We start from the raw sequence: 12,018 nt of genomic DNA on the forward strand, positions 1-12,018 counted from the left end.
CCAGTCAGTCACTGAGCAAAAAGGCCGAGCCCTAGCCCGTCCACCCCAGTCCTGCCGAGATGCAGTTGATCGAGACGAGCAAGGCGTCGGTCGCCCGCTTCCGATCGGTCGGGCCAGTGTTTGCCCGGACCTCACCCAGCAGGTCGACCTGCAGGCGGTGGATATCGTCCATCTGCCGGCGCAGATTGTCGAAACGCCGCTTGAACATCGGGAAGCGCGCGGAAAGGTCGCCGCCCGTGAGGTCGCCGATAAGGCGGCGCGTCAGCTCATATTCGGCGGTGATGCGGGCGTGGATTCGGCTGGCCGCATCTTTGTCGGATACCAGGCCGGCATAGAGCCCGGCGATCTCCATGTCGGACTGATAGAGCATCTTTTCGGCCTCGTCGACGATGAGGCGGAAGAAGCGCGAGTGCTCGAACATGCGGGCGAGAAGCTCGCGTCCGGCCTCGCCGCGCACCGTGACGAAGGCGCTCAGCGCGCTGCCGATACCGTACCAACCGGTCAGCAGGTGACGGTTCTGGCTCCAGGCGAAAACCCATGGAATGGCGCGCAGGTCGGCAATGCCGCCGGCGCCGAAACGTCGGTCCGGCCGCGAACCCATTTTCAAGAGCGCCAGTTCGGCGACCGGGCTCGCCTGGTTGAAATAATCGAGGAAGCCGGGCTCGGCCATCAATCCGGCATAGGATGCCTGCGACATGCCGGCCAGCGCTTCCAGCGCCTCGTCGAACTCCGGCGATTCCTTCGCCCCGGCGTCGCCGGCCGATCGGACACCGTGCGCCAGCACTGCTGCCGCGAGAACCTCGAGCTGGTTGAGGCCGGTGCCGCGATTGGCGAATTTCGAAGACACGACCTCGCCCTGCTCGGTCACCCGCATGGTCCCGGCTACGGTGCCTTGCGGCTGCGCCGCGATCGCGCGGCCGGTCGGCGCGCCGCCACGGCTGACGGAGCCGCCGCGGCCGTGGAAGAAACTGATCCTGGTGTTGTGCTTGCGGCCGATGGCGGCGAGGCGCTTCTGCGCCTTTGCCAGTTCCCAATTGGAGGCCAGGAAGCCGCCATCCTTGTTGGAATCGGAATAGCCAAGCATGATTTCCTGGCGCGCGCCGAAATCGCGCACCGTGCGCCGCACCAGCGAAACGCCGAGCAGTTCGCTCAGGATGGCAGGGGCGGCCTGCAGGTCGGCGATGGTCTCGAACAACGGCACGATCCGCAGCCTGATCGTGCCGCCACTGCCGGGCGCGGTCGATAGGCCGCAATACTGCGCCAGCAGGTAGACCGCGAGCAGATCGTCGGCCGAACGGGTCATGCTGAGCACGAAGGAGCCGATCGCGTCGGGATCGGAGCCCGAGATCTGCCTGGCGATAACCGAAAATGTCGACAGCAGTTCGGCTGCTTCCGGCGAGAGCCGCCCTTCGTCGATCTCCAGCCGCTCACCCTGAGTGAGCGCAGCACGAATGCTCGCCGACCATTGCAGCGTGCCGGGGGCGACGGGCTCGGCCGGGTCCATCAGCGCGAACAGCTCGGCCAGCACCCGGTTGACGACCGTGGAGTTCTGCCGGATGTCGAGCGATACAGTGCGGAAACCAAAACTTCCGACCTGCCAAAGCAGCGGCTGGACGAAGCGCCTGGCCACCGCGCGTCCGCCGATCGCTTCAAGAACCGAGGACAGGGCGCTCAGATCGGCCCGAAACGCCTCCGCCGAGAGGTACGCCGCCTTGCCGCCGTCGCGCGTGGCGACCAGCCGGGCAAGCAGGGCCGAGGCGAACTGGCGCAGCGGTTCGTCGGGGTTGCGCGTGGCAATCGCTTGCGCCTCGCCGCTCTTCTCAAGCGCGGTTTGCAGCACCGGCTTGAAGCTCGCCGGCAGCTCGATGACGTTCGAGCTGGCGCTGAGCACCGACACCAGCCGCTGCACCTGCGCCAGGTACCAGCCGATGGCGGTGTCGCGGTATTCGGCCATGGCGTGACCGGTGACCTCGGCCGTCACATTGGGGTTGCCGTCGCGGTCGCCGCCGATCCACGACGCATAGCGCATGAAGGAGGGAATCTTGATCGGCTCGCCCGGATAGTGGCGTTCGAAGGCGCCCTGGAGCTTGCCATAGAGCTGCGGGGTCGCCTCGAAGATGACTTCGCGGAAGAAATGCAGGCCCCAGGCGATCTCGCGCTCGACCGTCGGGCGCTCCAGCCGCAGCTCGCCGGTCATCCATAGAAGCTCGATCTCGCTCTCCAGATCGGCGACCAGAAGGTCGCGTTCGCGCGGCGCCCAGCGCGGCTGGTCGAGCTCGGTCAGCTTGCGATAGATGCGGCGATGGATCTCCAGCACGGTGACGCGCTTGGCCTCGGTCGGATGCGCGGTCATGGTCGGGCCGATGCAAAGCTGGTCGAGCGCCGCCTGGGCCTCCGCCGCCGAGTGGCCGTTGGCAGCCATCTCAGCGACGACGCTGGCGAAGGACCCGGGTAGGTCGTCGGCACCCGCGCCCTGTTCGAGTTCGCGCCGCGCCCGCATGGCCGTCAGTTCATCGGCAATCGTCAGCAACTGGAACCAGACGCCGCTCGCCTGAAGCGCCGGGATGCGCTGCTCGGGGGCAAGGGAGACAAGCGACCTGCGTCCGCTCAGGACCGCGGCGATCTCGGGCTCGCGCGCGCTTGCGACCTGGAGCAGCAGGCGCAACAGCAGGCTGCGCTCGTCCTCACGAAATTTTATGCGCTTGCTCTGTTCCAAAGCCGCTGTCCGGATAGAAATTGCTGCTCGCCTTGCCTTGAATTGCCGCAAGGCGAGCCGATCGGGTGCCGGCGATCGCGAAGATCGCCGGCCGGCTTCACATTCCGCTTTCCGCAACCTTCGCCTGGCCGGCCGTCACGCCGCCTGCTTCGTCCGCGCCAGCGTATCCGCCACAACTTCGCCGAAGGAGGCGGGGGTCGGCACGATGACGACGCCGGCTTCCTTGAGGATCTCTACCTTTTCCTGAGCCGACTCGCCGAAGGCGGAGATGATGGCGCCGGCATGGCCCATGCGACGGCCTTTCGGGGCGGAAAGGCCGGCAATGTAAGCGATCAGGGGCTTGCGCATGTTGTCGCGCGCCCAGATCGCGGCTTCGGCTTCCTGCGGGCCGCCGATCTCGCCGATCATCACCACGGCGTCGGTGTCGTCGTCGCGCTCGAAGAGCTGCAGTATGTCCTTGAAGGACGAGCCGTTGATCGGATCGCCGCCGATACCGACGCTGGTCGACACACCTATGCCCAGCGCCTTCATCTGCGAGGCGGCTTCATAGCCCAGCGTGCCGGAGCGGCCGACAATGCCGACGCGTCCCGGCAGATAGATGCTGCCCGGCATGATGCCCATCAGCGCCTGTCCGGGCGTGATGACGCCGGCGCAGTTCGGGCCGACCAGGCGCATGCGGTCCTCGAAGCGGTAGCGGCGCATGTAGCGCTTGACCTGCATCATGTCCTGCGAGGGGATGCCGTCTGTGATGCAGACGCACAGCTTGATGCCGGCATCCGCCGCCTCCATGATCGAATCGGCAGCGAAGGGCGGCGGCACGAAGACGATGCTTGCCTCGGCGCGGGTCTCGCGCACCGCGCCCTTGACGGTGTTGAAGACCGGCAGGCCGAGATGCGTCTGGCCGCCCTTGCCGGGGGTGACGCCGCCGACCAACTTGGTGCCGTAGCGTTTCATGTCCTCGGCATGGAAGCTGCCGATCTTGCCGGTGAAGCCTTGCACGATAACGCGCGTGCTGCGGTTGAGCAGGATTGCCATTTTCTCGACCTCCCTCAGGCTGCTTTTTTGTTCTTGGTGGCTTCGCGCCAGGCGGCGACGGCCTTTTCGGCGGCTTCGGCCAGCGTGTCGGCGACGATCACCGCCTCGCCGGAATCGGCGAGGATCTTGCGTCCTTCCTCGACCTTGGTGCCGGAAAGACGCACCACCAGCGGCACGTCGACGCCGACCTCGCGGATCGCCTTGATGACGCCTTCGGCCACCCAGTCGCAGCGGTTGATGCCGGCGAAGATGTTGACCAGGATCGTCTCGACATTCTTGTCGCCGAGCACGGCGCGGAAGGACTTCGCCACGCGCTCGGGCGAGGCGCCGCCGCCGATGTCGAGGAAGTTGGCCGGCTCGCCGCCGGCGATCTTGATCATGTCCATCGTCGCCATGGCGAGGCCGGCGCCATTGATGATGCAGCCGATATTGCCATCCAGCCCGACATAGGAGAGGCCACGGTCGCTGGCGAAGGTCTCGCGCGGGTCTTCCTGGCTCTTGTCGCGCAGCTCGGAGATTTCCGGGCGGCGGAACAGCGCGTTCTCGTCGAACGACATCTTCGCGTCGAGCGCGACCAGGCTGCCGTCGCGGGTGACAACCAGCGGATTGATCTCCAGCATCGAGGCGTCGTAGTCGCGGAACACCTGGTAGCAGCCGAGGATGGTTTCGGTGGCCTTGCCGATCAGGTTGCTTTCAAGGCCCAGGCCGAAGGCGATCTCGCGGGCCTGAAAACCCTGCATACCGACGCCGGGGTCGACGGTGGCGCGGATGATCGAATCCGGTTGCTTCTCGGAGATATCCTCGATCTCCATGCCGCCGGCGGCCGACGCCACGATCATGACGCGCTCTTCCTTACGGTCGAGCACGAAGCCGAGATAGAGCTCCTGCGCGATGTCGACGGCTTCCTCGAGATAGAGGCGCGAGATCAGCTTGCCGCGCGGGCCGGTCTGGTGGGTCACCAGCTTGCGGCCGAGCATGGCTTCCGCCGCGTTGGAAATCTCCTCGTCGTTCGAGCAGAGCTTGATGCCGCCGGCCTTGCCGCGCGCGCCGGAATGGACCTGCGCCTTCAGCACCCATTTCGAGCCGCCGATCTCGCGGGCACGGTAGGTCGCCTGTTCGGGACTGTAGGCGAGGCCGCCGCGCGGCACATGCACGCCGTGGCGAGCAAGCAGTTCCTTGGCCTGGTATTCGTGGATGTCCATCTTGTCCTCCCGTATTTTCTTTTACTGCGCGGCGGCGTGAGCCTGGCTGGCGCGCTCGATCGCCTCGTTCACCACCAGCACGTTGCGCGCCATGCGTTCCGACGCGGCGTCGATCATCTTGCCGTCGAGCGCCGCGGCGCCCTTGCCGGCCGCTTCCGCTTCCTTCAGCACTTCGAGGATGCGGCGGGCGCGGGTGACCTCCTTTTCCGGCGGCGAGAACACGTCGTTGGCCAACGCGATCTGCGAGGGATGGATCGCCCATTTGCCTTCGATGCCGAGCGCCGCGGCGCGCCTTGCGGCCGCCTTGTAGCCCTCCGGATCGGAGAAATCGCCGAACGGCCCGTCGATGGCGCGCAGGCCATAGGCGCGGCAGGCGACCGTCATGCGCGACAGCGCGAAATGCCACTGATCGCCGGGATAATCGGGGTTCAACCCGCCGATGTTGACCGTACGCGCCTTGTTGCTGGCGGCATAATCGGCGACGCCGAAATGCATCGCCTCCAGCCGGCCGGGCGTGGCCGCGATCGCCTCGACATTGGCCATGCCGAGCGCCGTCTCGATCAGCGCTTCCAGGCCGACGCGGGTCTTGAAACCCTTGGCCATCTCGATCTGGTTGACCATGGCTTCGACCATGTAGAGGTCGGCCGGCACCCCGACCTTCGGCACCAGGAACGTGTCCAGCTTGTCGCCGGCCTGTTCCATGACGTCGACGACGTCGCGGTACATGTAATGCGTGTCGAGGCCGTTGATGCGCACCGAGACGGTCTTGCCCTTGGCGCGCCAGTCGATGTCGTTCAGCGCCTGGATGATGTTCTTGCGGGCGCGCTCCTTGTCGGGCGGCGCGACCGCATCCTCGATGTCGAGGAAGACGAAGTCGGCGGCGCTGTTCGCCGCCTTGTCGATCATCTCCGGGCTGGAGCCTGGAACGGCCAGTTCGCTGCGCTGGAGCCGCAGTTTCTTCAGGTGGTTGATGGTGTGACTCATGGTCCGCTCCTCACGCCGCCTTGGCGACAGGCACGTCGGCCGTGCGGCGGAAATGCTCGATCGCCGCCGCGACGCCTGAGCCCGGCGCCAGGCGCACGCCGCAATCGAGCAACGTCATTTCGGCTGCAGACAGCGAGGCCAGCACCATCACCTCGTTCAGCCAGCCGAGATGGCCGATGCGGAAGACCTTGCCGGCTACCTTGTTGAGGCCGCCGCCAAGCGAAGTCTGGTAGGCGCTGTAGGCGCGCTTGACGACAGTTGCGCTGTCGATGCCTTCCGGCACCAGGATGGCGCTGACCGTGTCGGAGTGCCATTGCGGCGTCTTGGCACAAAGCTTCAGGCCCCAGGCGTCAACTGCCTTGCGCACGCCTTCGGCGAGGCGATGGTGGCGGGCGAAGATGTTTTCCAACCCTTCCTCAGCGATGAGGTCGAGCGAAGCGCGCAGGCCGCGCAGCAGCTGCGTCGCCGGGGTGTAGGGGAAATAGCCGGTGTCGTTGGTGCGGATCATGTCCTCGAAGGAGAAGTAGCAATGCCGGTGCGTCGCGACCCGCGAAGCGGCAAGCGCCTTCTGGCTGACCGACAGGAAGCCGAGACCTGCCGGCAGCATGAAGCCCTTCTGCGAACCGCTGACGGCGCAGTCGACGCCCCATTCCTCCTGACGGAAGTCGATGGAGCCGATCGAGGAGACACCGTCGACGAAGAGGAGGGCCGGGTGGTTCGCGGCATCGAGAGCGGCGCGGCAGCCGGCGACATCGCTGGTGACGCCGGTCGCGGTCTCGTTCTGGGTGCAGAAGACGGCCTTGATACGGTGCGCCTTGTCGGCGCGAAGTTTCTCGGCATAGAGGTCGAGCGGAACGCCGGTGCCCCACTCGCAGTCAATGACGTCGACCTCGAATCCGAGCCGCTCGGCCATGTCGACCCACAGGTGCGAGAACTGGCCGAAGCGCGACATCAGCACCTTGTCGCCGGGGCTGAGCACATTGGTCATTGCCGCTTCCCAGGCGCCCGTGCCGGAAGAGGGATAGATGAAGACGCGGCCGGTCTCGTTCTTGAAGACCTTCTTGATGTCCTCGAACAGCGGCAGCGTCAGGTTGGGGAAGGAGGCGGCGCGCATATCCTCCATCGGCAGGTTCATGGCCTGCCGGACCTGCTCGGGAATGTTGGTGGGCCCCGGGATGAAAAGATGCGTGAACCCAGCCATGCGCGAAACTCCTCCGATCGTTTTTGGTGTGGAGGAAGTTTCGTATTGGCGAGGCTCGCCAACAACACCTTGCCGGGTAAGTTGTTGGCCCTTGCGGGTGGGGTGATCCTACCCGTTTGGCGACCGGGGCGGCCTACCCGATAGGCGACTTGGATGTGCGGCGCTTCTCGCTGGAATAGAGCGCCACGGCCATCGCGCGGTTGCGCACGTCGAGCTTATCGTAGAGGTTCTTCAGGTGATACTTCACCGTGTTCTCGGAAATCCCTGTACGCGTGGCGATCTGCAGATTGGTCCAGCCGTCTGACAGCACCGCCAGCAATTCGCGCTCGCGCACGGTAAGCCGGGACAAAGGCGTGTCGTTGACCTTGTTGATGTCGATATAGGGGATGCAGATGCGGCCATGCGCGACCGCCAGGATCGTCTCGAAGATCACCGGCGGATCGTCGAACTGAAAGCAATACCCTTGAGCGCCGAGGCGCACGCATTGCTTCAGAATGCCGATGTCGTGGTCGTTGGAAAAGATCGTGATGCGCACGCCAAGCTCGCGGCTCTGAACTTCCGTGAGCACATCGGCGCCATCCATGTCGGCGAGCTTCCAGCCGATGACGCCGACATCGAACTTCGTGGCGGCGGCCAGTTCCAGAAATTGCGCGCCGCTATGCACCGCGCTGAGCAAATCGAAACGGCCGTCGCATTCCAGCATTTCGCGGAGCGCCGATATGACGAAAGGATTGCGTTCGGCAACGACCACCCGAACGCGCCGCTCGGTATTTGCCTCGTTCGTCTTTGCGGACTTGATGTTCAAGGGCAGCGCTTGTCCTCGATCGGTTAGGGGATACGCAGATCCTGCCGGATCGTGCACATCATGACAATTCTGCCTCAATGGGGAAGGGGTGCTCTTTCCCCAGCGACATGCGCTGTCGCGTCGGCTGGAGGGATTGTCACAGCCGCGACATGGAGTAAGTCAACGACTCCGTGGACAAGATCGCCGCGATATTTCTTCGGCTATTCCGGGCTCTAGCGTGACATCTTCCCAAGACGAATCCTGATGCCGCGCTATCTGTCGCAAAGGTCTGGGATTTCTCCGAAAGCGGTTTCCGGTTTGCGGGGCCATGCGCCGGAGCGGTTCGCCGTTTCACCGAAACGGCGAACCGCTCCATCTCTTTGTTTTGACGCAATTCCGGGACGGAAAACCGTTTCACACTTTTCCTGGAATTGCTTTAGACCTGATTTGACACTCTTCGGGATTCCTGTTGGCGGAGGCGCTGGTGGAAGGCCAGGACAGACAGACGATCGACGTCGCGCCCGCCGAGGAGCACCACGCCGACATCTATGGCGAGGACGGCGCCGTGCGTGCCTCCTTCCTTGCCCAGATCGGCGCGGCGATCGCCGACCGCGACACGATCACCCTCAAGCGCGAAGTCGACGACCTGCACCAGTCGGAACTCGGCGACGTGCTGGAGGCGCTCCATCCCGAACAGCGCCGCGCGCTGGTGGAGTTGCTCGGCTCCGATTTCGACTTCTCCTCGCTGACCGAAGTCGACGAGGCGATCCGTCTCGACATCGTCGACAATTTGCCCAACGCGCAGATCGCGCAGGCGGTGCAGGAGCTCGATTCCGACGACGCCGTCTACATTCTCGAGGACCTCGAGAAGGAAGACCAGGACGAGATCCTGTCGCAGCTGCCGTTCACCGAGCGCATCAGGCTGCGGCGCGCGCTGGACTATCCGGAAGAGACCGCCGGCCGGCGCATGCAGACCGAGTTCGTCGCCGTGCCGCCATTCTGGACGATCGGCCAGACCATCGACTACATGCGCGAGGACAAGAACCTTCCCGATCGCTTCAGCCAGATCTTCGTCATCGACCCGAGCTTCAAGCTGCTCGGCGCCATCGACCTCGACCAAATCCTGCGCACCAAGCGCGCGGTCAAGGTTGAGGAGATCATGCATGAGACACTGCATGCAATCCCGGCCACTATGGACCAGGAAGAGGCGGCCCGCGAGTTCGAGCAGTACAATCTGCTCTCCGCCGCGGTGGTCGACGAGAACGGGCGACTGGTCGGCGTGCTGACTATCGACGACGTGGTCGACGTCATCCAGGAAGAGGCGGAAGAGGACCTTCTGCGCATGGGCGGCGTCGGCGATGAGGAATTGTCCGACAGCGTGCTCGCCACCTCGCGCTCGCGCGTGCCCTGGCTGTTGGTCAATCTTGGGACCGCCTTCCTTGCCGCTTCGGTGATAGGCCTGTTCGACCGCACGATCGAGCATATCGTGGCGCTGGCGGTGCTGATGCCAATCGTGGCCGGCATGGGCGGCAATGCCGGCTCGCAGACCATGACGGTCACCGTACGCGCGCTGGCGACCAGGGACCTCGACATCTACAACGCCGCTCGCATCATCCGCCGCGAGCTCGGCGTCGGCTTCGTCAACGGCGTGGTCTTTGCGGTGCTGATCGGGATGGTCGCCGGCTTCTGGTTCCGCGACCCCAATCTGGGCGGCATCATCGCGGCGGCGATGATCATCAACATGTTTGCCGCGGCACTTGCCGGAATCCTCATCCCGCTCGTGCTCGACCGTTTCAACATCGATCCGGCGGTGGCTTCCGCCGTTTTCGTCACCACCGTCACCGACTGTGTCGGCTTCTTCGCCTTCCTTGGGCTCGCGACGTGGTGGTTTAGAGTGCCCTAAATCAACACGGTGGCGTTAATTGACTTTTACGTAAATGCCGTGCGAGGCTGCCGCGGGGTCATGTGCCGATTCCGGCGCTGGATGGGTATCATCTGAGGGAAGGGCGACGCTTACGGCGGCGACGCTCGGGCTTGGGAGTGGGAATGCGGGAATATTATACGATCACCGAGCTGACACGCGAGTTCGACGTGTCGACGCGGACGTTACGTTTTTATGAGGACGAAGGGCTCGTGCAGCCGGTGAGACGCGGCCGCACGCGGCTGTTTCGCCCATCCGACCGGCATCTCATCCGTCAGATCATGCGGGGAAAAAGGCTCGGCTTCTCGATCAACGAGATCCGCGAGATCATCCAGATGTACAAGGAGCCGCCCGGCGAGGTCGGCCAGCTCAAGCTGATGATTCGGCGCATCGAGGAAAAGCGCGAGGACCTGCGCCAGAAGCGGCGCGACCTGGAGGAGACACTGGCCGAGCTCGACCAGGCCGAGGAGTCCTGCGTGGAGCGGCTGGCTGAACTCGGCGTGAATACCTAAACCCGCTCAGATCCAGCGCCGAACCCTTTTGGCATAGTCGCGATATTTCTTGCCGAACTTCGCCGTCAGGATCTTTTCCTCCTTCTCGATCGCAAGCTTCTGCGTGGCGAAGGCGGCGAGGAAGGCGAAGATCAGGAACCAGGCGATGCCGGTGATGAAGGCGACGCCGATCAAAAGCAGCGTGTTGGCGAGATACATCGGGTTGCGGGTGATGCCGAAGGGACCTGACGTCACCAGGTGGTCGGGCTCGGCATTGGGGTCGAGCGTCGTCCTGGCCTTGAACATGGCGCGAATGGCGGTGATCCAGAGCATGGCTACGCCGAACAGCGCCACCCAGCCGACGCCGAACATGAGGTCGCCAAAAATGTCGCCGATCCAGGGCAGCGGGTAGAGCATGCCGAGCACGATGCTCGCCGCGATCGCCACCACATAGATAACCGGCGGCCAGGGAATGATCCCGTGTCTGGGCTTTGCGATGCCCGTCATTGCTGCCCTCCCTCCATCTGGTCTTCGGTCGCTGCGGTGCAGGTTTCCGCAAGGTCGGCCAGATGCGATTTCCAGACGCTGGACTGGTCGTTGGCGTAGAGCTTGTCGAAAGACCCTTCGCCCTTCAGCGTGTCCAGCATGCAGCCACAATAGCTTGTACAGAACTTGCTGTCGCGCTGCTGTTCGCACTGCGCCTGGCAGGCCGGCAGGAAGCCGGCTTCCTTGTCCTGGGGGGCAGCGGGCATGACCTGCGAGAACATCCAGACCGAGCCGAACAGAAGCGGCTGGTGGATGAGGTAGAAGGCGAGGCTGTGGCGGCCGATGAAGGTCAGCGGCTTCGACCAGCGGCCGGGCGCCCACGTTCCCAGCCGGGCAAGCAGGCCCGTGGCGGAAGCCAGCTTGACCGCGGCTATGCCCGCAAGCACGGCGCCGAACCAGGGAAAGAGCGGCACATAGTCGTTGGAACGCGGGTTGATGGCGGAAAGGCCGACCCACCACAGCGCCGGATGATCGAAGAATTCCGACCGCAGATAGTAGGGGGCTGCGGTGACGGCAGCGGCAATGACTGCCGTCAGCAGCCAAGGCAGCGTGAGAAAGGCGAGGCCGAGCAGGCTGGCCAGCGCGATCTCGTGCAGGATGCCGAAGAAGATGAAACCGTCCGGCGTGACAAGATAAGTCACCGCCGAAATGGCGATCGCCGCCGCCGCGACCATGGCGAAGCGCTTCCAGAAGCCTGGCCAGCGGATCTGGCGGCCATGGGCGAGGAACAGGCTGACGCCGACCAGGAACAGGAAAGTCGAGGCGATGCAGCGCGCATAGAACTTCCACCAGCCGAAGGCGGTGAGGCCGGGAGCGGTATAGCCGAAATTCTCGAGATCCCAGGTGAAATGGTAGCTCGCCATAGCGATCAGCGCGACGCCGCGCAGGATGTCGAAGGCGGCGATGCGGCCCTGCTTGGGCGCGTCCTGAACGGGTTCGCTCGTCGTTTGAAGGCTCATCGTCTGGCAATCCGATTCAGTCGTGCCAAACGACTATCACGGTTCAAGCGGGCGACAGAAGCCGGCGGCCATCAATGCGTTTCATGGCAGCCATGAAATTTCGCTTTAGGCCAGCGGCGGAAAGCCTTTGACAGGCTTCGCTTTTCGGCCCCCGGGGGTCGGTTTCCTGCTACTGGCCG

At 64.4% G+C, this 12,018-nt stretch carries 10 protein-coding genes; 2 read left to right on the plus strand and 8 right to left on the minus strand.

All coding sequences use genetic code 11. The features are described 5' to 3' along the window. Positions 1 to 31: 31 nt before the first annotated feature. From DPM35_RS11290 to DPM35_RS11315, 6 genes are all read right to left on the minus strand, one after another. Positions 32 to 2,716 (minus strand): phosphoenolpyruvate carboxylase, encoded by a 2,685-nt coding sequence (locus DPM35_RS11290; protein WP_112127367.1) that lies wholly within the window; start codon positions 2,714 to 2,716, stop codon positions 32 to 34. 135 nt (positions 2,717 to 2,851) lie between these two features. Continuing rightward, positions 2,852 to 3,751 (minus strand): succinate--CoA ligase subunit alpha, encoded by a 900-nt coding sequence (gene sucD / locus DPM35_RS11295; protein WP_112127368.1) that lies wholly within the window; start codon positions 3,749 to 3,751, stop codon positions 2,852 to 2,854. A 14-nt stretch (positions 3,752 to 3,765) separates the two neighbouring features. Further along, positions 3,766 to 4,953, minus strand: coding sequence for a malate--CoA ligase subunit beta (locus DPM35_RS11300; protein WP_112127369.1), 1,188 nt, complete (start codon positions 4,951 to 4,953; stop codon positions 3,766 to 3,768). Between the two features lie 21 nt (positions 4,954 to 4,974). Then, complete coding sequence (locus tag DPM35_RS11305; RefSeq protein WP_112127370.1) at positions 4,975 to 5,937, minus strand: HpcH/HpaI aldolase/citrate lyase family protein; 963 nt, start codon at positions 5,935 to 5,937, stop codon at positions 4,975 to 4,977. Positions 5,938 to 5,947: 10 nt separating this feature from the next. Next, positions 5,948 to 7,138, minus strand: a complete 1,191-nt coding sequence (locus DPM35_RS11310) for an aminotransferase class V-fold PLP-dependent enzyme (protein WP_112127371.1) — start codon at positions 7,136 to 7,138, stop codon at positions 5,948 to 5,950. Between the two features lie 133 nt (positions 7,139 to 7,271). Next, the gene (locus DPM35_RS11315) at positions 7,272 to 7,943 is read right to left on the minus strand and encodes a response regulator transcription factor (protein WP_112127372.1); all 672 of its coding nucleotides are present in this window, start codon (positions 7,941 to 7,943) and stop codon (positions 7,272 to 7,274) included. A gap of 463 nt (positions 7,944 to 8,406) precedes the next feature. On the opposite strand from DPM35_RS11315, the gene mgtE reads away from it, so the two are divergent. Beyond that, complete coding sequence (gene mgtE / locus DPM35_RS11320) at positions 8,407 to 9,825, plus strand: magnesium transporter (RefSeq protein ID WP_112127776.1); 1,419 nt, start codon at positions 8,407 to 8,409, stop codon at positions 9,823 to 9,825. A 143-nt stretch (positions 9,826 to 9,968) separates the two neighbouring features. After that, positions 9,969 to 10,355, plus strand: a complete 387-nt coding sequence (locus DPM35_RS11325) for a MerR family transcriptional regulator (RefSeq protein WP_095815511.1) — start codon at positions 9,969 to 9,971, stop codon at positions 10,353 to 10,355. A gap of 6 nt (positions 10,356 to 10,361) precedes the next feature. Here DPM35_RS11325 and DPM35_RS11330 read toward each other — a convergent pair whose 3' ends face one another. Continuing rightward, a complete protein-coding gene (locus DPM35_RS11330) occupies positions 10,362 to 10,841 on the minus strand; it encodes a methyltransferase family protein (protein WP_112127373.1) in 480 nt (159 codons plus the stop codon). Next, positions 10,838 to 11,839: a heparan-alpha-glucosaminide N-acetyltransferase gene (locus DPM35_RS11335; RefSeq protein ID WP_112127374.1), complete on the minus strand. Its 1,002-nt coding sequence runs from the start codon at positions 11,837 to 11,839 to the stop codon at positions 10,838 to 10,840. Before DPM35_RS11335 ends, DPM35_RS11330 begins: the two co-directional genes overlap by 4 nt. Positions 11,840 to 12,018 lie beyond the last annotated feature (179 nt).

Source organism: Mesorhizobium atlanticum, assembly GCF_003289965.1.
GTDB lineage: Bacteria > Pseudomonadota > Alphaproteobacteria > Rhizobiales > Rhizobiaceae > Mesorhizobium > Mesorhizobium atlanticum.